General features: G+C 39.3%; 17 protein-coding genes. 8 read left to right on the top strand and 9 right to left on the bottom strand.

Annotated elements, in window-relative coordinates:
* The first annotated feature begins 11 nt into the window (after nt 1-11).
* Nucleotides 12-2906, top strand: coding sequence for a two-component regulator propeller domain-containing protein (locus tag B4G94_RS05535; protein ID WP_286857622.1), 2895 nt, complete (start codon nt 12-14; stop codon nt 2904-2906).
* Nucleotides 2907-2968: 62 nt separating this feature from the next.
* Here B4G94_RS05535 and B4G94_RS28055 read toward each other — a convergent pair whose 3' ends face one another.
* On the bottom strand, nt 2969-3292 hold the full coding sequence (locus B4G94_RS28055; protein ID WP_181390421.1) for a DUF2809 domain-containing protein: 324 nt from the start codon (nt 3290-3292) through the stop codon (nt 2969-2971).
* Between the two features lie 99 nt (nt 3293-3391).
* Nucleotides 3392-4051, bottom strand: coding sequence for an Imm19 family immunity protein (locus B4G94_RS05530; protein ID WP_108631852.1), 660 nt, complete (start codon nt 4049-4051; stop codon nt 3392-3394).
* A gap of 195 nt (nt 4052-4246) precedes the next feature.
* On the opposite strand from B4G94_RS05530, the gene B4G94_RS05525 reads away from it, so the two are divergent.
* Nucleotides 4247-5347 carry a hypothetical protein gene (locus B4G94_RS05525; protein WP_108631851.1) on the top strand — a complete coding sequence of 367 codons (1101 nt, stop codon included), beginning with the start codon at nt 4247-4249 and terminating at the stop codon, nt 5345-5347.
* A 611-nt stretch (nt 5348-5958) separates the two neighbouring features.
* Here the strand turns inward: B4G94_RS05525 and B4G94_RS05520 are convergent.
* A complete protein-coding gene (locus B4G94_RS05520) occupies nt 5959-6474 on the bottom strand; it encodes a hypothetical protein (RefSeq protein WP_108631849.1) in 516 nt (171 codons plus the stop codon).
* A 126-nt stretch (nt 6475-6600) separates the two neighbouring features.
* Here B4G94_RS05520 and B4G94_RS05515 point away from each other — a divergent pair, with 126 nt between their 5' ends.
* A complete protein-coding gene (locus tag B4G94_RS05515) occupies nt 6601-7416 on the top strand; it encodes a hypothetical protein (RefSeq protein WP_286857619.1) in 816 nt (271 codons plus the stop codon).
* 11 nt (nt 7417-7427) lie between these two features.
* On the opposite strand, the gene B4G94_RS05510 is transcribed toward B4G94_RS05515, so the two are convergent.
* Nucleotides 7428-8762, bottom strand: a complete 1335-nt coding sequence (locus B4G94_RS05510) for a GH1 family beta-glucosidase (protein ID WP_286857618.1) — start codon at nt 8760-8762, stop codon at nt 7428-7430.
* 418 nt (nt 8763-9180) lie between these two features.
* Between B4G94_RS05510 and B4G94_RS05505 the strand changes: the two genes are divergently transcribed.
* Nucleotides 9181-15030: an MG2 domain-containing protein gene (locus tag B4G94_RS05505; protein ID WP_286857617.1), complete on the top strand. Its 5850-nt coding sequence runs from the start codon at nt 9181-9183 to the stop codon at nt 15028-15030.
* 119 nt (nt 15031-15149) lie between these two features.
* Here the strand turns inward: B4G94_RS05505 and B4G94_RS05500 are convergent, their stop codons facing one another.
* The gene (locus tag B4G94_RS05500) at nt 15150-15872 is read right to left on the bottom strand and encodes an SIMPL domain-containing protein (protein ID WP_286857616.1); all 723 of its coding nucleotides are present in this window, start codon (nt 15870-15872) and stop codon (nt 15150-15152) included.
* A gap of 157 nt (nt 15873-16029) precedes the next feature.
* Entirely contained in the window at nt 16030-16536 is a 507-nt protein-coding gene (locus B4G94_RS05495) for an RNA polymerase sigma factor (protein WP_108631844.1), read from the bottom strand.
* 371 nt (nt 16537-16907) lie between these two features.
* Between B4G94_RS05495 and B4G94_RS05490 the strand changes: the two genes are divergently transcribed.
* The 3 genes from B4G94_RS05490 to B4G94_RS05480 all read left to right on the top strand — a co-directional run bounded on the left by B4G94_RS05490 (nt 16908) and on the right by B4G94_RS05480 (nt 20508).
* On the top strand, nt 16908-17606 hold the full coding sequence (locus B4G94_RS05490; RefSeq protein ID WP_286857615.1) for a hypothetical protein: 699 nt from the start codon (nt 16908-16910) through the stop codon (nt 17604-17606).
* Between the two features lie 9 nt (nt 17607-17615).
* Nucleotides 17616-18278 carry a response regulator transcription factor gene (locus tag B4G94_RS05485; protein WP_286857614.1) on the top strand — a complete coding sequence of 221 codons (663 nt, stop codon included), beginning with the start codon at nt 17616-17618 and terminating at the stop codon, nt 18276-18278.
* Nucleotides 18279-18489: 211 nt separating this feature from the next.
* Nucleotides 18490-20508: a glycoside hydrolase family 43 protein gene (locus B4G94_RS05480; RefSeq protein ID WP_286857612.1), complete on the top strand. Its 2019-nt coding sequence runs from the start codon at nt 18490-18492 to the stop codon at nt 20506-20508.
* A gap of 26 nt (nt 20509-20534) precedes the next feature.
* Here the strand turns inward: B4G94_RS05480 and B4G94_RS05475 are convergent, their stop codons facing one another.
* Nucleotides 20535-20786 (bottom strand): hypothetical protein, encoded by a 252-nt coding sequence (locus tag B4G94_RS05475; RefSeq protein ID WP_286857611.1) that lies wholly within the window; start codon nt 20784-20786, stop codon nt 20535-20537.
* Nucleotides 20787-20938: 152 nt separating this feature from the next.
* On the opposite strand from B4G94_RS05475, the gene B4G94_RS05470 reads away from it, so the two are divergent.
* Complete coding sequence (locus B4G94_RS05470; RefSeq protein WP_286857610.1) at nt 20939-21127, top strand: hypothetical protein; 189 nt, start codon at nt 20939-20941, stop codon at nt 21125-21127.
* Between the two features lie 48 nt (nt 21128-21175).
* Here B4G94_RS05470 and B4G94_RS05465 read toward each other — a convergent pair whose 3' ends face one another.
* Nucleotides 21176-23350 (bottom strand): GAF domain-containing sensor histidine kinase, encoded by a 2175-nt coding sequence (locus B4G94_RS05465; RefSeq protein WP_286857609.1) that lies wholly within the window; start codon nt 23348-23350, stop codon nt 21176-21178.
* A gap of 180 nt (nt 23351-23530) precedes the next feature.
* The gene (locus tag B4G94_RS05460; RefSeq protein WP_286857608.1) at nt 23531-24142 is read right to left on the bottom strand and encodes a hypothetical protein; all 612 of its coding nucleotides are present in this window, start codon (nt 24140-24142) and stop codon (nt 23531-23533) included.
* Nucleotides 24143-24166: the final 24 nt, after the last annotated feature.

The following is a 24166-nucleotide window of genomic DNA, read 5'->3' as shown; positions in this document are numbered from 1 at the left end:
AGGGAATTATTATGAAGTGTTTTGCCATCCTTTTTTTTATCCTATTTTCTGCTTTTTCAAATGCATTATTTGCTCAGGATTTGCTTGGCTTGCCTTTGGTCTACAATTATAGTAAATCCATATACCAAGGTGGGAGCCGTACCTGGGATATCAAACAGGATAGTCATGGCATCATGTACTTTGGTAACAGCGAAGGGCTGCTGACCTTTGACGGACGATACTGGAAAACATTTTCCCTGCCCAATCACACCAATATCCGTTCGATCTGGATTGATGCCGACGATCGAATTTATGTTGGTGGACAAGGTGACTTTGGGTATTTTGAACGCTCACCGCAATCGGGTTTAGTCTATCGGTCATTGCAGGATTTAGTTCCCGAAAAATACAGGAACTTTGCAGACATCTGGAATACGGTTGGTGTAGGACAATCGGTCTTTTTTAGGGGGACCAATGTGATATTTGAATTAAAGGGACAAAAGATTCAAGTACACCCGGCGGCTGTAGAATGGTATTATATGGGGCAATCAGGGGGGATGCTCTATGCTCAGGATAAGAAGAATGGCTTGCTGGAGTTTCGTGATAATAAATGGACTCCCTATCTAAAAGATTTGCCTTTTAAGGATGTGAAAATCGCTTCATTGATGCCTTTTGGCAAAAATCGTATGCTGTTGTCAACCTTAAATAACGAAACATATGCGTTATTAAACATGAAATTGACACGATTGAATGCACAAGATGGCGATGGTAGTTACACACCGTCCTTAGCGAAAATCGATGATTCAACCTTTGTTGTCGGCAATGCAAAAGAAGGTTGCCACATACGCAACTTAGCTGGAAATACCATACAACGGATCGGTGTCCGCGAAGGTCTGCAAAATAAGAATGTCACCGCCGTCTTCGTGGACCGACAAAAGAATATATGGATCGGTACGGATAATGTGATTTCTGTGATAAGTTATGGAAGTGCCATTCGGTATCTCAGACCCAATATGGAGAATGATGTGACCGGATATTCTGCCCTGATCTTTAATCATACACTCTATCTCTCTTCCTCGAATGGTGTATATTATGCGGGTATAAAAAACGGTCTGATAGATCAGAGCCGCTCACCGTCGGTATTCTCCCTTCTTAAGGGGAGCGACGGCGGAGAGGCATGGCGCCTTGAACAGCTTAATGGCCAATTGCTGCTTGGACACAATAAAGGGTTATTTCAGATCCTGGGACATTCCATCAGACCATTAAGCCGGGCGATTGGAACGTGGAAATTGCTTCCGCTAAATATGGTTTATCCGATTGAAGAGACCTTGGTCGGAACCTATCAGGGATTGGAGCTATTGCATTTTCATAATGGCGTTTTCTCTTCCAGAGGCCCGCTCAATGGGCCCTCGGATTCTTTTCGGTTTCTTGAACAGGATGAACATGGAACAATATGGGCTTCTCATCCCTACAGAGGGATCTATCGCATAACACTTTCACAGGATAGAAAGTCATATCAGGCTCAACTCTACACGCAAAAACAGGGACTCCCCGCGGATTATCAGAATTATGTGTTTAAAATAAAAAATCAGGTGGTCTTTGCGACCGAAAAAGGGCTTTACAATTATGACTATGCTAGGAAGCGATTTGTGCCAAGCAAGCAATTTGCTGCCTTTAAAGATCTGACCATACGCTATCTAAGGGATGACCAAGATGGGAATGTGTGGTTTTGCACAAAAAAAACGGTCGGTCTGGGGCAATTTGATTCAAAAAAGGAAACTTATCATCTGATTAATTTTCCAGAAATAGAAGGCATGAATACCTCCGGCTTTGAGCATATCTATAGTTTTGATCGAAATAATATCTATGTAGGAGCAGAAAAAGGAGCGCTTCATATCAATTATGATAAATACCTGAAACAAAGTGTAAAACCTGTCGTTATACTATCGCGAATCGTGGCAACAGGGAAGGGTGATAGCCTTATTTTTGGCGGTTTTTTTTCAAATGCTTCAAAACGGGGACAAGCGTCTGCAAAGGATAGTGTCCTACAGTTGCCCGCTGTTTTCAATTCTTTCCGATTTAGCTTCTCCTCACCAAGTTATGGCATACATCAACATCTTGAGTTTAGTTATAAACTGTCGGGATATGACGAGAATTGGTCTTCCTGGACCCAGCAGTCAGAAAAGTCATACACCAATTTGCAGAATGGTCAATATACGTTCTTAGTGAAGGTACGGAATAATCTCAACCAGGAATCCAATGTGGAGGAATATAGCTTTGTGGTGCTGCCGCCTTGGTATAAAACGGTATGGGCAAAAGCGTTCTATTTTTTGCTCTGTATACTTGGCGTATTGGGGTTGATTCGTTTTCGGAAAATCGAACAGCGCAAACAACAACGGAAACACGAACAACAATTGGCGCAACTGCGCTATATCCATCAGCTGGAAATCGAGAAAAATGAAAAGGAAATTGTGAAGCTGAATAATGAGAAGTTAGCGCACGAAGTGATGGCAAAGACTAAAGAACTGGCAAGTACAAGTATGCAGTTGCTTGAAAATTCGGGGGCATTAATTAAAGTACGAGATGAACTATCTAAGCTCGATACGGGGGAGGATGAGGATTCAAACCTAAGGCGTATCAACAACCTGTTGAAAGACATTGAAAAAAATAGTGCCAATTGGAATCAATTTGCTAGTCATTTTGATGAGCTTAATGATGGTTTTTTGAATAAATTAAAGGAAAAACATCCCGGATTGTCCCGTAATGACTTGAAAGTATGTGCTTATCTGAAGCTACATTTCACATCAAAACAAATCGCACAATTGCAGAATATTACCGTTAGGGGAGTAGAAATCCATCGGTATAGATTGCGCAAAAAGTTACAGGTTGAAACAGAGCTGTCATTAAACGACTACCTGAATGCTATTTAAAATTAAGTGGGGATGCTATTATCATAAAGTGTAATTTTCATCGCACCAGAGCGAGGTATTTTTCACTTTTTAGGGGCTGAATGAATAGATCGGTCCAATAGAAGAGCAAAAAAAGCACCGGCGATATAAGCGAGCAGATCAGACCAGAGAAAACCTTGGCCAAATAGTAGCCGCAGAAGCGGATGGCTGCGGACACTGATCAATAACGGATGTTGTACCAGTTGTAAAAACTCGATTGTGAAACAAAATACAAGGGTACTTACAAAACAAAAGTTGAACGATCGATGGAAAAAAATAAACCTGCATAACCAGTAGGTCATCACGGCATATAAACTATCCCCAACATAGAGAGGGATAACCGTTATTTTGCGGGCAAGTAATCCCATAACTATTGTAATGATTATTAACGCCAAATAGTGGCCTCTGGTGAAGTTCATTATTGTGGGACTAAGTAATTTCTTTTTTTGTATAGCTATTTTTCGCGACTAATTCTCCTGGACAAACTGTTTTAATATCCTATTCAACACGGTGAAATCTTCTTTTCCAGCTGGATATTGATTTATATTTCTAACACTATGATTTTGATCATTGATGAAACCTAGTGCATCATGCTGTATAAATCCGTTTGTCATAACTAATCCATTCGTTATACAGCTCGCAATGTATAGAGCATGATCCGCAAAAACTGGAATAGCGGTCAAATGTTTGGCTACTAAGGTAAGGGTCTCCTGTTTCTGCTCGGCTGTAATACCCAGCATAGGCATAAATAACAAGAAGAGAAGCGGATAGCGTGCAAAAGATTTTAGTTCATCCAAGGTAAAAAACCAGGCCTCGAAATGACCGCCTAGATTACCGATGTAGTTATCATTGAGAAAGAAAACAATTGCATTTGAACGGAATTGGATATGAATGGACAATTCTTCTGTCAGGTCTTCAGTGATATATCGAAGTACTTCATCATCTGTTTTAGGAGGGAAGAAAAATTGTTCCCAATTTGCAAAATCTTCCGTATCAATTTGCATAACCTCCAGTGCTTCATCAATATTTAATTCGTTTTCAGCATCGTAACCACGGAACCAACATAAATAATAATACCAAAAGAATACGTTTCCTTCAAGCTCCTCTATTGAAATGCGTTTATCCATAATAGACCACTAGATTTATGGCTAAATATAAAAAGAAGTTTATAGAGAATGATGATATAGGGCAAAAAAACACTTATAAAAGGTAGCTAGTAGACTATATTTGCTATAATGGATTATCGTTCTAGATTATACTTTAACGATTTTTGGCATTTTATTGTGGTGAATATTTTATATTTTAGGGTAATCATTTGAATTATGCCAAAAATATTATTTCTGTTAAGCTTTTTTTTTAGTTGCAACATACTATTTGCTCAAATCCGCATCATTGATAGTCTGAGTGGTGAACCTGTGCCCTTAGTGAACATTTACACTGAAGACGGTACATTATTGGGCGTGGCAGATACGAAAGGGGAGATCGCACTGGATTCGCTCCGGAAAAATGCAAATTCGGTACTTATATTACAGCATATTTCCTATAATAATTATCAGGAAACAATTGGTTCGTTACGTAAAGAGAAGCTGGTTAAATTGATCCCCCGAAGTATTAAAATAGATGAGATCGCTATTGCGGATAAGAGCAAATATGATTATCTGATTTTAAAGGGTTATTTTAGAAATACAACTTTTTTTAACAAGCGAGCACGTTATTTTTACGATGGTATTATTGCGTATTATATTCCATTGAAAGATAAAAAAGGAAAGGTCTACCATCGGGTTTTGGATTATCGGATTTTCGAGGACTCCCTCACAACTAGGAATTTTAAGGAAGTAATGGGCAATTTTTGGAGCTGGAATCCACATGTGATGCGGATGAAAGCACAGTCTGTGGTCAATGATCTCCCGTCCAAATTTGTGCTGGTTCAGGACAAGGAAAGGAAATTAATCAGAACGGGTAATCTGAATACAGGATATATACAAAAGACAACGCGTGGTGACGTGCAGGTCTATTTTGATATCATTCCACCCAATAGCCAAAAGGAAGTCAGTTTCTTCAAGCTTAAAGGCCAACAATACACAGGCGTGACGATGGAAAATTATACAGAGACCAATCTTGATAAGCCCGAGCCAAGTAAATTGGTCAGTAAGGTGATGATGAACGTAGGGGCTATTAAAAGAGGACGTAAATCAGAATTTGTCCCTTTTGACTTTTTGAGTGAATTTTATACACAGGAACGTAAATTCATTACCAAAGAGGAATTCAAGTCCGTAAAGAAAGAGCTGACGTCAGGTATTTGGCTGGATTTGAAAAGTAGGTATGCCAATAAATTTTGGCTGGACAACCCTAAATTTGGCATCCCACAGTTGAATCCGTTTATTGAGAAAAAGTTTGGTAAGGAGCTGCTCGAACTGAAGTAAGTTAGCGAGCTGATATTGCTCGATTTGAATCACCTGTTCCTAATTATAATGGTATCATTATGGTTGTAACACAAATGGGCCGATAGATCGAGCTTTTTCAAGCCTTCTGCTAGATCTCTTTGGATTTTTTTATAATGGCCTTTTGTAATATCCAGTTCAAGCGCAGTAGAAAGCATCTTTATTCGATTCCCGTGTTCATCCAATGGATAGATGAAGAACAATCGCGCCCTACCAGCGTATTTTTTTGAAAACATCCGTTGAGTGAAGGTATCGTAAGTCGGGCCTATGACAAATTCGTGATCCGCATAATGAAATGATTGCGCTTGTTGAAAGTTTCGACGGAGTTCCAGGCGATCCGTATAAATCGTTAATTTGGTGGCGAATCTTTCGTACAGGCAATAGCAAAAAAAGAGGAAACAAAATAACGCGAATCCAATTAAAGGCCAAGAAAAATAATCAGCGAAAAATAGGAGATAACAAAGCCCGCCGCAGATGATTAAGGGGCTTATCATATAAAAAGTCCATTGATTATTGGGATAGTATACCTTCATCTTTTTTTTGCTAAATATCTCGATTATATCCGGAGCAACTCAACCATGTGCTAGCGCGATCTATTTTCTTGTGTAGGATATCGTTTCAACTGGATTGCCAAAAACCTTCTTCTGACCCTTTTGCTGTAAAAAGATTTCATATTGTGCGATTTCAGCTGCGATCTTGTAAATGACCTGTGTGTCGTGTTGCGGGTGGATCTTTGCAAGCAACTGTGCCTGCTGTCCAAAAATCTGAAGCTGATTTACCAGTGAATGGTTTATTTTCATTTCATAAATATCATTTAAGTGGATATCTAGAGCTGTTTTTTTATGTTGTTTGATGATCATATGCTGGCGATCGATAAGTACTTCTATTTTTGGATTGATGATCTGCAATAGCATAACAAATGGACCTATTACAATGATAGCAACCAAAAAGCCAAGTCCTTTGGCTGATCCGAAATTATTGACAGCGTCGGCCATTCCATTGATTCCGCCATAGATGATACTGAAAATGATAAAAACAATAAACAGATAGGCAAATCCAAAGATTAAGCCTTTCTTAACGTTGTGTGATTTAAACTGAAAAGTCTTCATAAGGCGAATTTAGATATGTTATGTTCCTATTCAATATTCATTAATTGGATAAAGATATTTATATTTATCCAATTAATGATATAGACATGCATAAGAAAGTACGCTTTCTTGTTAACGTACCGACACTTGAAAAATAGTATTCAGATTGAGCGAAAGAATTTAGGCAAAAAAGGGGATTATGCCACGGCGATTATGTTCGGCGTTATTTCTCTGTTGGGGATCTTTTCAATTTTCTGGGATTGGAAATCGAGTTTAGCACCTGTGGTTTGTGTGATTATAACCTATTTTCTGAACCGTAAGATAATAATCTTGGAACATTTGAAATGGTTTTTCGTTGGTTTGATTCTTGTGGGGCTACTCTTGTCTTGGGGGATACAGCTGTCCTTGTGGATGTTCATCTTACAGTTTCTGGCATTAACTTGTATCCTGGGGGTGATAAGCTCGGTAAAGAAGCTCGGGGGGGATCGTCGTGATGTTATTTTTTCATTGAATGCGGACAACTTTTCGTGTCTCTGTCCCGGGAGCAATGATTACAAAGGCTATGCACTTAACCCCATGGGGTATAAAAAGTACTTTATGACGAAAGATATTGATTCCATTCAGCAGGACAGAAATGGATTGCTTATTGTTGTAAAAGGGGAGGTTTTGCGGCCACGGGAATTATCGGCATCTGAAGTGGCACAAATTTTAGCCTATTTCAATGCCAATCACGTTGAATTAATAGCGGCTATTCCTGCACAACATATTTACCGTGAAGAAGGGGAGCTGGCATGGGTTAAGATTTTGGTTTTTGGTATTCCATGTGCATTAGGTGGCCTTTCAATTTACTTCTTAGGCGATAATGGACGAAATATAGCCGTCAGCGCAATCAGCATTCTGCTGGCCATCTTATTGGTACCTTTGCTATTGAAATTTGTCAATATATGGAAACGGGCTCACTAAATAAGTAATGTTTATTTTAAGAAATTAGCATACCAATGTCCTGATGACTTTATGATGCGTTGCTGGTTTTGAAAATCGACATAAACCAAACCGAATCTTGGGCGATATCCTTCGGCCCATTCAAAGTTGTCTAAAAAGGTCCAGACAAAATAGCCCTTCACATTTACCCCTTCTTCTTTTGCCTTATGGACATTTTGTATTGCTTCCTGTAGATAATCCACTCTTTTGGGATCATGCACCTGTCCGTTTTCCATTCGATCTTGAAAAGCTGCACCATTTTCAGTGACAATGAGGGGCGGCATATTGGGGTAGCTGCTGAATTTCTTTAACATATGATAAATGGAGCTAGGATATACTTCCCAGTTCATTTCGGTCATTTCGACTTTACGTTCCTTGGCTGTTACGATTTTGGCCCGGAGGTAGGGAACAAAAATGGCATGACGAATCATCTCACGGGTATAGTTTTGAATACCGATGAAGTCCATGTCAAATTTTAATTCTTTCTCGTCGCCCGGTTTCATGTATTTTTCAATTCGATTGAGAATTTTGATTTCCTGCGTTGGATAGCCCATACCCAGTAGCGGTTCAATAAACAATCTGTTGAGCAATACATCGGCTTTTTTTGCTGCAATAACGTCTTTTTCTCTTGAAGTGAATGGCTCCACGTGGGAACAGGAAAAAGTGGTTCCTACCAGGCTATCTGGTTGTAAGGATTTTATGATTCTGGCACCATGAGCCTGTGCTAATGCGGCATGATGGGCGGCAGCAAGAAAGTTGCCCAAACCTTTTCTTTCCGGAGCGTGCACACCAAAGAAGTAACCGGCAGCTGTAAATACGGTGGGCTCATTGAGTACCATCCAGTTTTTGACGCGATCTCCATAACGTGCCACACAGGTGCCAACAAATTCGCCGAACCATTCCTTGACATCACGGTTTACCCAACCACCTTTTTTTTCAAGGGCATGTGGGAGATCCCAGTGATATAAAGTAACCCAAGGCTTGATTCCCAATTCCAATGAAAGATCGATCAGCCGATCATAGAAATCCATGCCTAATGGATTGGATCGCCCGATGCCATCCGGTAAGATTCGGCTCCAGGATAGGGAAAATCGATAATTTGGAATATGCATTTCCTGCATTAAAGCAAGGTCCTGTATGTAGCGATTGTAGAAATCACAGGCTTGATCGCCATGTTGATTCTGAAATATACGGTTTCTCTTTTTTACAAAGATATCCCAGATGGAGGGACCTTTGCCCTGATGATCATGTGCCCCTTCGATTTGATAGGCAGCGGTAGACACGCCCCATATAAAATCTTTGCCAAAGGCATCTTTGGTTAAACGCATTTATTGAAATATAGTTGCCAGTAATATCGACCGACCTGAATATGAATTAATTTTTATGGAATCTTAGTGGTGAATAGAATGAACTGAACCGACCTAAAAAGATTCGAAATATAATCCTTTGGAAAAAATAGTTGATCGTTTTCATAACTGATACATTAAAGTGTTGACTCCATTAATTATCCTATTATAAAGGAACGAAACTGATATTAACTGGATATGAATTATTTATTAAATATATAAAAAAATATTGATTAATCATTTAGTGTTACCTATCAATCAAACTGTACAGTACCAGCCTTGCCTCAGCATGTGTGCCCTCGGGGGGAAGTATTTTTTTAAACAGTTATGGAATATGCCAATTTATGGCATCCTTTCGAAAAAAAACAGGATATTTAATAAATATTTAGCGTCATATTTTATGAAAAAATACATTTGGTTATTGTTGATATGTATCCCGGTCTTGGGATTTTCACAGGAGCTTGGTTCACACAAGCAGTTGGCAAAGTGGAACGAAGTCGAAAGGCTTATTTCCATAAAAAACTATGCGCAGACCTTACCCTTATTAGCCGATATCAAAGCCGAAGCCAGACGCTCCAAAGATCATGCTGAATGGATGCGGGCATTTTTGGCGGAAAGCAAAGTATTGGAGGTAAACCAATCCGAGGATTCTTCTTTTCTGCGTATTCAGAATCATTTTGACGACAATATCCGGACTGCTGAAAAGGTAGAGAAAGCGGTCCTTCAAAATTTTTATGCAAGCTATCTATTTTCCAATATCAACCAATATGCAAGTAAAAGCCAGAACAAATTTGTGGCAAAAGACGCAAAAGGTAAAATACAGATGATTGATTCTATTTTTCGCCTGTCAATTTCGGATGCAAACGGATTAAGTACCCAACCCATAACACGCTGGAAAGGTCTGTTTGTCGAAACCCGGAACCTCAGTTTGAATCCAACATTGTACCATTTTCTAAGCTACCAGTACCTGGATTTTTTGAATACATTAAAGGATGTCGACAGGGCTAATAAGGATAAACTTAAAGAGAGATTGCTAACGATCAGTACCGAAAATAATTATCTGGATGCGCGTAGCTATATCATGTCCAAAGATTGGAAATGGAATCATATCGAAGAAAGAGTTGACGAGTACCTGAAAAATATAGCAAGCAATAAAAGTGACTATAACGCTTTTTTATTGTATCAGATAGCGACGGCTTTCAATGATATCGGAAAGAAGCCTACGGCAGTTACCTATCTTGAAAAAGCCTTAAAAGAGTACCCAAAATCGCCATGGATTTCGAATGCGGTTAATTTAATGAAGGAAATCAAAAAGGTTTCCATTACCTTAAATTACAAGAAAACGGCACCGACTGACGAATACGTACCGGTCCAAATCTACCACACAAATGTAGATAGCCTTTATATCAGGGTGTATAATACAAGCCTGATGCCTAAGCGTTCAAAGAACTATACGGTAAAATATGATTCTCTCAGTTATCGGACGACTCTAGATGCGGCGCTGGTCTATGAGGAACAAGTGCCATTGAAAGTGTTTGGTGATTATACGACGCACAATACAATTTATAAAATTAACCCCCTTAAAGCAGGTACTTATACCATTTTGGTCGGGAATAATAAGTTGTTTCAGGATAATGGGCAGGAGCAGGATGTCGCTGTATCTCAGCTTATCATTTCAGATGTCTTTATGCCGGGAAATATCGCTGTAAAATCTACCGATGAGTTTATCTATTCGGGTTTGTTATTGAACAGAAAAACCGGAGCACCCTATGCCAATCAAAGCGCATCGTTATACCAGCTTGTAGACAATGTTCTTCCTAAATTGATCGCGCAATTGAAGACCAATGCTGTTGGCGAATTCAGTTTTAAGTCGAGCTACTCGCCCAAAAATGAAGGTTACCTAAGCAATCATGCATTGTTGCTATCTGGGGAAAAAACATTAATTCCTTTGGATAATGAAAATCAAGTCTATTACCAAAACAACTTACGCCAATCCGCCGAAAGCAATAACAAGCGGAATAAGCGTGCAGTCAGCTTGTTGGATAGGGCAATCTATCGACCGGGGCAAATCGTTTATTTTAAAACAATTCTTTACGATGATCATGTACAGCAGGGCAAGGTTTTAGAAAAGCAAAGTGTTAAGATCTATCTGCAGGATGCCAATCGCCAGAAAATCGACTCGATCAACTTGACAACGAATCTGTTTGGATCTGCCAACGCAAGTTTCCAGTTGCCGTCAAAGGCACTGAATGGAAGCTATAACCTTTTGGTATTTTATGACTCAAAACAGCTTGATCAACACTATTTCCGGGTCGAAGAATATAAGCGACCGACATTTGAAGTAATTTTTGAGCCAAATAAATTGACTTATACAGCAAAAGATACTGCGGTATTTGTTGGCAAAGCAGAGAGTTTGGCTGGCGTATCGCTAGCCGGTGCCACAGTCAAGTATAAAGTATCATTTTATCATGCGAAGGAAGAAAAGAATATTGTTTATAGCGATTCGACAACAACAGTTGATGAAAAAGGAAATTTTTCCATTCGGGTACCCTTGATGGATAGCCAGTTTGCCGGACTGAAAGACTATGTATTGACATATCAGGCTGAGGTGGTTAATCAGACAGGGGAGATGCAATCGGCTTCCGCTAGTTATGTTTATTCGTTCCGTCCATGGCAGCTGCATATCCAGGTTCCTGCTCTTATGGAAGAAAAGAAATGGCGCGATATTACGATCTTAAAACAAAATCAAAATGGTTTTCCAATGAAATTCGGCGGAAAGGTCACGATTTATAAGTTGGAAGATGCCAGCATTCCTTTGACAGCGGAATACCGGGAACGTTTTGGAAGCGCAGAATATCACCTGCTTTCAAAAGAGCTATATAGTAAGTATTTTCCACTTTATTTTGATTCGGTCTTGCTCCAAAAAGAAGAGAAAAAGACCAAGATAGCCAGTTATGATTTTGATAACGCAGATACGAGTAAGATCATTTTGGACTCATTAAAATTCAATTGGGGAAGATACGAGATCGAAGCCATCAGCATACAGGAAGGTGATACCGTACGCGCGGTCGGCTATTCGAATTTATACCGGTCGAAAGATCGCAAAATAAATGAGCAGGAGTTTTTCACTTACCGGTTGGACAAAGACAAATATAAGATCGGTGATCGGGTCACCATCATGTTGCAGACTGATGTGAAAAATGCAAGAAAACTGTTGTTAATGCGGGAAAGAAATTCGCAAAAATTAGATACAAAAGTCTTGAATTGGAAAAATGGTCGTATTGACTATCAATTTGTATTGGATGAAAAAGATGCCACCGGCCAATTGCAGCTGAATGCACTTTTTGTTGTCAATAATCAAATGACACTATCACCAATTATGATTCCTATTTTTCAACAGAATAAGGAATTAACGATTCAAACCAAGACATTTCGGGATAAAATAATGCCCGGTCAAAAAGAAAAATGGAGCTTTATGGTAAAACAGGAGGATAAAACAATAGCGACAGAAGTGTTGGCAACGATGTATGACGCCTCCTTGGACGCATTTGCCCGTAATGCTTTCGGTTCTTTTCAGTTGCGTTATCCTTATTATCCAAGGACCAATTATTACTACATCAACAATGCTTTTAGACAACAGATCAGTTCGAGAGACATGTTTATCTCTTATTACTACGGTCCCAATGCCGATAATCAACGGGATCAGATTTATGACTATGGTTTGTTATCGAACCGCGGGGGCTATAGGGGAAGCGTTCTGGAGCGGGACGACTCCTTGTATGAAGTAATAGATAACCAAGCGTACATGTCAACCGTGAGCATGTACGACGAGTTGCGGGACCCCGCGCTGCGGGCTGAAGTTGGCACAATACGAATCCGCGGTGCTGCCCGTGCAACAAAGCAGTCTCGGCCTTTACCCGCTTCCGCGTTGTTGAATGAACCGCCAGTTATGGGGATTACAGTAAATGAGGAACTTGCCGAATTTGGAATGGTTGCTAGTGAAATGGATGCCGCTGCAGATAATCAGTTCAAGCAGATTAAGGCCCGAACCAATCTTCAGGAAACCGCTTTCTTCTATCCCAATTTATATACCGATGAAGCGGGGAATATCAATTTCGAATTTGACAGTCCCGAAGCATTGACAAAATGGAAATTGTTACTTTTTGCACATACACAGGAACTGGCATCAGCTGGAGGTACCTATTTTACGCAAACACAAAAACAGCTGATGGTGCGCCCGAATATTCCACGCTATTTTAGAACCAATGACCAGATAACGATCAAGGCACAAATTCAAAACCTGACTAAGGAGCGCATCCAGGGAGATACGAAAATAGAACTTATTGATCCACGAAATAATCAGGTCGTCTCGGCAGCTTTTCGCGTTGATTCCGTGCTAAAAAACTTTAGTGTGGCAGCATCCAATAACACAACCGTGGAATGGACTTTGCAAATCCCCGCTGAATATCCAACAATACAGATTCGCATCCTTGCGGCTGGCAATGAGTTTTCTGACGGTGAAATTATTGAAATTCCGGTATTACCAAATAAAATTCTAGTTACTGATTCCGAGAAAATTATCCTAAAAGCAGGAGAATCCAAAACATATACGTTAAAAGGAAATACTAAGGATAACCTCATGGGAAGAGTGCAAGTGCAAAGCAATCCTATACTGGAAATACTTGCGGCACTTGACTATTTGAAAAACTATCCCTACGAATGTAATGAACAATTGAGCAGCAAGTGGTTTGGTCTCAAGATGGCGCAATACATACAGCTACATTATCCTGCAGTGACAGACTATTTCAAAAAATTGGATGCCGGATCAAAAAAAGGACGATTAGAAGAGAATAGCAGTTTAGATGAATTCAAAATGGAAGAAATGCCCTGGCTACGGGATATGCAGGGAGATAAGGAACGGTTGAAAGCAATTGCAGCGTTTTTTAATGCTGATATACAATCGGAAATCAGTACCGTTGAACAGAAGATAAAAAATAATCAATCTAAAGATGGTTCGTTTGCCTGGTTTGACGGGGGGCAAGCCAATAACGAAATTAGCATCCGTATGCTGGAAATTATCGGGAAGGTACTCTATTTGGACAGAACTTTAATCAACAGTGATATGCGTGACCTTGCAGTAAAGCTTACACAATACCTTGATCGCGATCCGGCCATATTTTCGTCCAAAGCCAGTGTTGATGCCGGGATAGACTATTTATTTGCGCGACGATATTGGACTGAATTCCATCCTTTCCCGCAAGATTCGCTCCGATCCGTGCAGCGCAAATTGCTTAATTCTTCCTTAAGCAGTGCCGGTCGAAATGCGGGACTGGCGGCTAAAGCATGGATTGTTAACCAGCTTTTTGGACAAGGTAAACAAAGTATGGAAATCAAAAACAGACTTGATCAAGAAGCTATTGTCGATGCACAAAAGGGGATGTACTGGAAAAGTAATTTGAATCAATACAATAAGATCAGTTTACAATCTTATCTCGTCGAAGCTTACAAACTAAATAACCCGGCGAAGCTTAAGCAAGTTACTCAATGGATCTATTATAACAAACAGGTCAATCATTGGTATAGCACCTGGATGACAGTTGATGCCGTATATGCGCTATTATTAGCGGACAATCCGAAGGATTTTGTTACTGGCAACACCGTGCGTGTTTTGATCAATAGGGAAGAGACTGACCTAAGTAACAATGTTCTGGGAGAAGTCAGTAAGCAATTTGATCGAGCGGAACTGCAAACTGATAAGGCTATTCAAATACAAAACCACAATGACAGAGTTATTTCTGGAAGTATTGTCCATCAGTATTTTGCTGATCTTGATCAGGTAAAATCCAGTACAAATGCGCTTTCGGTTCAGAAAGTATATCTGGTGGAGCGAAAAGGGGAATGGGTAGAATCCAAGGAGGCCAAATTGGGCGAACGGATCAAAGTTAGGATTACAGTGATCAATGATGAGCCCATTCAATATGTTCATCTAAAAGATAGCCGCCCAGCTGGTGTAGAGCCTGTGTATAGCCCTTCTGGATACCAATGGCGTAAGGGGTATTACTTTAGTTTGAAAGATGCTTCGACAAATTACTTTATGGATCGCCTGCCAAAGGGGAAATCCACCTATGAGTATGAGGTTAAAGCCAACAATCCGGGCATATTTAATTCGGGAATCACTACGATAGGATGTATGTACGATCCCGCCATTCATGCACGTAGTGTAAATACCGTATTGACCATTATTCCTTAATTGCAGTTGAACTAAAAGATCTGCTTCCGACTTATTCGAAAGCAGATCTTTTTACGCTATCATTGGTCACTGATTTCAAAAGACATGCCCGTGTTCAATCGTATTTTGCGGTGGGTAAGCTATTTTATTTCAAATTCGGTATATATTGTCCTTTTAAATTCAAGCACCTCTGGAGCTATCTTAAAACCCTCGCCACCATAAGCTTTATTAAATGTTTCCAAGGCCATTCCTGTTCTATACCCTGTCGACTCATTCGACGCACTACCATCATTTGATAAAAAAAGCAATTTTCCAATCTTTACATCTGCTCGTGAAGCCAACTTTTGGGCTGATTTTAGTGCATCGTCATACGCGATGAGATCGGCTTCCCGAAGAATACTATCGGCTTTTGAATGGTCAAATGAAATGGAACCAATTCCACTGATTTTTGTTTCGAGTAATCTACCCGTTAATTCCGTGAATTTGGATAGATCGTGTAAAACAAAATCGATGGTCTGTTGCGCTTGATAACCGACAAATTTATTTGTATTTCCGATAAATTGATAGTCCTTGTTTGCCGAAACACTACTTGTTTTGATGTCCTTCTTTTTATTCCCATATTTTCCAAGTATGGCGATGACACTGTCAACAGTATTTTGTGTTTCCCGTACGGCATCTACCATCCGCGGTTTTGTAAATGCTGTATTGATGGTAAGTGTAACTTGATCAGGCATTATTCTAATCTTTCCCTCACCGCTGACCCTTATCCGGTCTCTATTGTCACTGGAAACAGATTGGCAGGATATCATCAATAATAAACCACTACTGACGACTAGCGATAATAACTTTATTTTATGTCTCATATTGTAACGACTATTAAGCTGGATTTTATAAGTAACTATTCTAATATACTAAATATTGGTGACAGAACCTGCGGGCCTGAGCAGTATAAAATAAAAAAAATATATAAAAAAAGCAGACACGATAATTGCGTCTGCTTTTCTTTAAAAGTTGCTGTTTTTAATAAATACTTTTAGCATAAGTTTTTAGTTGCTTCTGTAAAGACTTTCGAGCCATATGGATACGTGTTTTTACCGTTCCTTCCGGGATTTGCAAGTGCTCCGCAATTTCATAATATTTAAAGCCTTCTAAAAATAATGCAAAAGCATTGTAATAATCTTTTGGTAATTTATTGAGCGCATGCTGTATGTCTGATGCCACAAAGTTATTTTCACCACGATTTGTTGTGATCTCATTTATATAACCTGTACTTATGTATTCGTTGCGGTAATTTTCCAACCGTTTATTGCGTGTATACTGATTAATATACGTATTCTTCATAATAATATATAACCAGGACATAAGCTTTGGGTGTTTTAAAAACTTTTCTATGGAAGATAGTGATCTAACCATAGTTTCCTGCACTAAATCTTCTCTTTCATCTGGATCGCTTGTAAATTGCGCTGCCAAATATTTTAATGTAGGTCTCTTTTCCTTAAACAGTTGATCGATTGTTGTATTTTCCATATTATCAATTTTAAGTGTTTATTAGTGCCTAGACTACTGCAATTAAGGTGCTAGAAAAAATAGGTAAAAATTGTTTTTTTTAAATTTAAATTCGAGATATGTAATTTTGTTTCTGATTTAATCTATTGTTTTACAGTGTTTTATTTTCGTTCTGTTGCTGAAGGCTGCTCTCGGAGTTAAGGATAAATTAAGGTGTTTTTTACTTTGACAACAAGTGTTTTCCTTGTGAAGCTCCATCCTTTATCCCGTAGTACTACGTATTTATACGCAGTACTATAAACTATACAGGAATCTTTAACGGAGTTATCAGATTTTAAAAACTGTTCAAGCTTGATAATGGTTATTAGTCATATTACGAAAAGCAATATACTATGGGGAACGATGACAAAAATTTATATATAGATCAATCACAGGAAAATGATGGGGGGCAGGATCTAAATCAGATCTGGGGAGGAAGTCAGGAAGATTTTTACAAATCCATAATCCGGAACCAGCAGGAAGACTTAGGACGTATAGGGCGTTATTTTAGAGATGAACTCGCGCAGGAATTATATGGAATGCGTATATCATTACAGAATTTTACAAATCGGCATGGTGACTTTGAAGAACTACGTTGTTTGCGTGATTCTCTAACCTCGTTGGTGATTGAATTGCGAAACAAAGCCATTGTGCTTTACAATCCAATTTTGAATGATTTGGGAATATTTCATGCAATTGATGAGGTCGTGGCCTCGTATAAACAAAAGTTAGGTTTTAATATAGATATTATCCTCGATCCAGATTTAAAGGAACTTCATCATCATATTCAGGTGCATCTTTTTAAACTGCTTACCGCACTATTTGAATATCTGAAAGACGAGATGCCTATTCAGACGATTTCAATATCTGTACAGCTCATTGATTTCGCTGTATTTATAAAAGTATTGCCTTATTTTAAAGCGGATAATATACTACAAAAAACCAGAAGTTCAGATAGCCCAATGCGACTAAAAAAAGTAATGGAGTTATACAGTGCTAAAATTATTAACGATACCATTGAAAAAGGTATGACACTTAAATTAACGATTTAAAAAGACGATATGACAAAAATCCTATTGGTAGAAGACCATATGGTGGTACGTAATGGTATAAAATTGCTTCTGGAGTCCCAAGATAGTTTTGAGGTTGTTGGCGAGGCGTCCAATGGTAAAGAAGCGCTGGATTATCTGGATTCGAACCTAGATCGTCTGCCCGATATTGTATTGACAGATATTAGCATGGAGGAAATGGACGGGATTGCACTTTTACAGGTGTTGCACCAACACCATAAAGATATAAAAGTGGTTATTCTCTCGATGCTGAACCAAATTAATTATGTCATTGAAGCATTTGAATATGGTCTTAGAGGGTATTTGCTAAAAAATGTCGGTTATAACGAGTTACTCTTTGCACTTAATCACATTGCTGCTGGCGGTAGATATATGAGTGAGGAGATTTCAATGTTACTGCTTGAACAGATACGCTCCGGTCAACGCTATGCGCAGCATCCGATGGGAATACGAACTGATTTCGAGATTTCCGAAAGGGAGCTCGAGGTCTTAGGACTTATTGCAGAAGGTTATACCAATATTGAAATTGCTGATAAGATTTTTTTGAGTAAACGTACCGTGGAGGGGCATCGTCAAAATCTAATAGATAAAGCTGGCGTGAAAAATACCGCACATTTGGTTAAGTTTGCCTTCGATCATGGAATATTAAATTAATTTTCCATGATCGGTGGTTCTTTTATCGAACAATTGGTTTATGTTAGGATAACTGGCAATTACGACAAAAATACTGCGTATAATAGTACATCGGCTAAAAGTAAAAACCGAAAAAAGATACAAATTGATCTTTTATTGATACGATATCGCCTGTGATATAGCAAATATTTCTTCAATTTTAAGCTGTACGCAAATTGTACCGGTGAAACAGATGAAATATATTACATTGCTTTTTATGCTTTACGCCATACTGCCCTTAGGCTACGGGATGGGTAAGGATAGTATTGTCTCCGTTATGCATGATGCTGAAGGAGGGGCGCGGCCACCCAAAAATGGAATTTTTCAGGCTGATCCCACGATATTCCATCATGATGGTTATTACTATTTGTATGGCACGAATGGAGATGGTGATCAACAATTGGGGTTTAAGGTGTACAAGTCAGCAGATTTAAAACATTGGCAGGGGCCAATAGGCGCAAAAGCAGGATTCGCATTAATTCAAGAGGATGTATTTGGAAGCAAGGGATTCTGGGCACCACAGGTGTGGTATGAGCAGGGGAAGTTTTACATGGCATATACTGCCGATGAGAAAATTGCGATTGCTGTCAGCGATTCTCCTATAGGTCCTTTTAAACAAAACGTGCCTAAGACTCTTATGGAGGGCGGAAAGCAGATCGATCCCTATGTATTTAGGGACAACGATGGTAAAAAATATTTGTTCCATGTCAGGTTAACGGAAGGAAACCGCATCTTCGTCGCTGAATTGAAAGATGACTACTCGGGGATTAAGGAAGAAACATTAAAAGAGTGCCTACATGCGGCACTCCCTTGGGAGAATACCGCTGGATCCTCTTGGCCGGTCAGCGAGGGCCCTACGGTTTTACGACAGGGTAAACGTTATTACATGTTTTATTCGGCCAATGATTTTAGAAATAAAGATTATGCGGTAGGTGTAGCTGTTGCTGACAATGTGTTTGGCCCCTGGAAAAAAATAGAAACAAATCCGTTATTAAGCCAAAATAACAGTGGATTTTCGGGTACCGGTCATGGCGATTTATTCCAAAAAGGGAAGCAGTGGTACTATGTCTGTCATACGCATTTTTCTGAACAGCAAGTTGCTCCTCGACGTACGGCGATAGTACCTGTCGATCTTATCTCAGGGGAAGGGAGTGGGAGGATAACGCCTAAGTTTGACAGTACTAAATTTAGATTACTTGAGGTTGTAGATAAATCTGCTTCCTCCATTGATGTCGCTTTCGGCGATCCGTTCATTCTCTATGATAAACCCAGTGATCAATATTATCTGTATGGAACAGGGGGGACGGAAAATGGGTTTATAGCATACAGTTCAAAAGATCTCATCCAGTGGAAGGAAGTAGGGAAGGTGTATGATGGAAGACAGCCTAAAGGGTGGGGGACCAAAGACTTTTGGGCGCCGGAGGTGTACCTGGTCAATGATAAATACTACATGTATTATAGTGCGCACTGGAAGGAAAACCCCGAGGATAAATTGGAGAACTATCGCATTGGTGTGGCGGTCGCGGATAATCCGGCGGGACCATTTTTAGACCTGACAGGCAAGCCGTTATTTGACCCCGGCTATCCCATTATCGATGCCAATGTTTTTAGGGATACCGACGGCAAAAATTATTTGTTTTACTCCCGTTGTTGCTATGAACATCCCGTGGCTTCTGAAATTGCCGACTGGGCTAAATCTAAATGGGGATATAAAGATATTGAGGAAAGTTGGGTCTATGGCGTTGAATTGGACAGCAGTATGCAGCAGGTCATTGGGCGTCCTGCACTGTTAATACGACCGCCGCTAAAGATGAATGATAAGCAGTCCGAATGGGAAAGTCGTTCCGTATCCTCAGGTGAAATCAACAGAAGATGGACGGAAGGTTCATTTTTATTAAAAGCAAAAGGCCAATATTATATCATGTACTCCGCTAATTATTTTGCGGGCGCAAATTACGCCGTCGGTTATGCTACCTCCACCTCTCCTTTGGGAAGTTACAGCAAATCAGAAACCAATCCGATTATACAAAAAAATACCGATCACGGCGGAGTTATTTCAGGTACGGGGCACAATAGTATTTTTAAAGATCGCAATGGTAAACTGCGTTGTGTTTATCACGGGCGGACAACAAAAACAGGAGATAAGCGGATGGTCTTTATCCGGGATATTCGCTTTAATAAAGATAATCAATTACAAATCGAGTCAGAATGACGTTGAAAGTTACTTTGAATCCTTGGTTATTTTTCTTTGCATGGTTGCTTTATTTCTTCGTTGCTGTCGTTCTCCGGTGTAGGAGCGCAAGTTAAATCAGCTTTCTTTTGCCGGTGAGTATGACCTAAATCCGGTTCGGTTACTACCATCGGATCGGTATTGTTTGAAACAGGAATACTGTTTTCACTAAACAAACATTTGCGATACCATCTATTACTAAAATAATATGCAATAATCAAACCTTGTTTCACTATCGAATGTTGCAAAATCTTTTCCATTGTTTTTAATGATTGAATAAGTAGGTGTACTTCTATACCTATTGATTTAATAAAAGAACAATCAAAATGGGCAATTGGTTTAAACTAATTCGGTTCAAACTACTTCCCGATGAAAATGGTTCTTCTAACGTTGGACTCGAGATAAAATTGTCATGATCATATTAGACGCTTTAAATATCGCATTCATTGCTCTGATAGCGCAACAGTCGGAACGCACGGAGGCATTAAATACCGGAAATTCGAACGAGTGGTATACAGAACCGGGTATTTGGCTCTTTATCCTTATCTTTATTTTTGTTATGACACTCGTTATCTACCGAAAATTAGTGAAGAAAAATTAATCTATACCCGTATTTCTATAGTGTTTCTATTGTCAAGACCGTATTGTGTCAATCGTTGAGCATATGATCCGGAAAAGGTGCAACAATAGGAAAATAAAGGTGAACTGTTGTCCCGACACCAACCTTGGATTCGACTTTAATGCTTCCTCCAAGACGCTCCATGACACGCTTGACAAGTGATAAGCCGATCCCCGTTCCAGGAATCCCACCGACATTATCTGCCCGGGTAAACATTTCATAGATATGTGGTAGATGTTCTTCAGGGATGCCTATGCCGTTATCCTTGATGCAATAATAGGTCATATCATCCTTGGTGCTACTCTCAATGTTGATCGTAGGTTTGTCGGACTGAGAAGAATATTTAATGGCGTTTACAATAAGGTTGGTAAATATCTGATAAACAGCGCTTTTTTCTCCCCATATTGGTAGCAATTGCCCAAAATGGGGCTTACAGTCTGCTGCATCATACAATGTTTTATTTTCCTGAAAGATACGTTGTAGTGTGTAAGCCATAGGAAGCGGCTCTTTGTCCAGAACGCTTGCCCGATGTTGACTTAATTGTACCATATTGTTGATGATATCCTCAATATTGGCCACACTTCTGCTGAAATTCTGATACCATTTGTTGGTTTTGGAAAGATCAATATTGTCGGAATGCTGTTGTAGAAATTGAATGCCCATTTTTAGAATTGACAAGGGATTTTTCAGGTCATGGGATAGCGTATAGGTAAACATTTCCAATTCATTGTTCAGACTCAGAAGTTCTTCATTAAGTAATTGTCTTTCTTTAAGTTTTCTAAATATGGATTCTTTAATAATCTGATTGAGACGCAAGACAAAATTGATTTCTGCATCGTTCCAAGGTTTGGCGACATCATAACGAACATCTTCCCAAATTTTTAGTTTCCCGGGTTCTTTAGAAGCTTTTTCGACCTGTCCAATTTGCATCACACGACTTTGACTTGCTTTTCTGAACCATACAAGATAATAATCATTTTCGAGGCCAACTTTGAGATACATCAGTCCTGCAAAATTTAATTTTTCTTTGAAATGATGCTGGTGATTTAATCTAAAGTTGTAATCCTTAAACAATGCTTTATCACTATGTTGTTGGAGAAATTGAATGATTTCATAAAACATTGATTTATGCGGTGTATGGCGGTGGTTGAAGACATCGCCCTGATTAAAAATGGAAAGACCATCTGCATTGACCAGTTGGGTGAGCGTATCTATGTGCTGGACTAATGCGCAGTTAACCATTTTGTTCTCGGACAGACTTTTTTTAAGCTCTTTTTCTGCCGAATTAAGAAGTTCTGTTCTTTCGAGCAGATTTTGTTTTACGTGGCTTTCATACTTATTGGTTGCAGCCTGGATGGCAAAAGTACACAGTTTCCGTTGTTGTAGATCCACCTCTTTTTCATGGGCATCTTGAGCCACCACAAGTCCCCAGAATTCATTATCTATACAAATACGGAAAAACAATGCGCTCTGGACGTTGATCTTTTCGAGAAAAAGATGATGCAGTTGAGGAAGCGGGCGCAAAAGACTGGAGAGTGTGTCTATGCTATCTTCCATATACACAAAATGCTGATCAACTTTTTTGATGTTGGGAACATAACGATACGAATAGCTGCTGTAATATTCCATCGCTTCTTGGGGCATGAAATCTTTGGAAAACTCTTTTCCCCTGAAATAAGGCTTACCTTCAGCGGTATGTTCGGCGATCACCTCACTATATCCGGTTTCCTGAATCTGAAGGACAAAAACACGATCGTAATTTAGTAATCTATTGATTGCTAAGCAAACCCTATCCCAGTTATTAGGTTGGATTGTGTCGAGTAAAAAGTTAAATTCGTTTATTTTTTTTGCAGAAATATATTTTTTATGTTGTCGTTCCCATTCAATATAAAAGTGACCTTGGTATAGTTTGATTTTGAAATAGATACGTTCCTGGAATACCTTTATGGGCAGGATATGACGTGACTGACTATTTTCACGCAATTCACTTAGCACATTTGCGATCTTTTGGATAGCATCACCAAAAGCCTTGGCAAAACTTTCGAAAAAATTCGTGCGTAATAGAACGTCAGTAGGCAGATTGGCTTTTTCAGCTGCGAATTCGCTCAGAGCTACAATAGTATATTGTTCATCCAAAACAACAAGACTGCCAAAATGCTGAAGTTTGATCGCATTTTGATTGTTAGATTGAAAATCAGTGTTCATAGTAACCCAAAAACTCCTTAAGATATATGCCTAAATATACGAAAAAAATTGATACAAGTGGATTGTCTATTGGTGATTAATAGGATATTTTTATTTATCAAATTTCTTTATTTGAATTTATTTTCTTAAAAAATAATTATATTATTTGTTTGCTTGTTCATCGTTGCTCCAATTTATAGTCTATTCAGGACGTATTCGATCTGCAAGACCTTTAACGAGGAGTTTCCATTGCGGATAAGAGGCCCCAATTTTCGCCGCCAACCCAATAATTAAGTTCCTGATATTGTCACCTAGGCTATGATTTTCCACGTTAATGATTTCATTACGCCCAGCATATTGAATTAATATGCTGTTGCGTCGTTGTTCTACAAGGAAGGTAGAAGAGGAGATCCCTTCAAAAAAATGGGCGGTATCTTTGTTATCGGGATGTTTTGGATCAGGACAGGGTTTTAGGGTCAAAGCAAGTAACTTATATTCACTCGTTACATCTTGGGTAATATTAACTACATTTACCCAGTCATAGCCCTCACTGCTAGGCAGGCCGGGGCCGGGAATATTCAGTCTAATGTAGTCATGTAGCGCCAGCGGACGGTCTATCGGAAAACCGTTGCTGTCGGTCAACTGAAAAGTCGTGGTGGGGATTTTTGCAAGGTCATACCAGTAATTGACATCCAAGAGATAAGCGCATACAGTCTCAAAGGCCAAGTCGGCCATTGCAGCACTCTCAAAATCAACTGACTCAAAGCAATCAAGCTTCTTTCCTTCTTTCTGTTCAGGAATAATATTTTTCATGCCTTTTTAATTAAGAACAGTGTT

It is taken from the genome of Sphingobacterium sp. UBA7625, assembly GCF_002484085.1.
Lineage (GTDB): Bacteria > Bacteroidota > Bacteroidia > Sphingobacteriales > Sphingobacteriaceae > Sphingobacterium > Sphingobacterium athyrii.
This window is presented reverse-complemented; position numbering and strand designations above follow the sequence as displayed.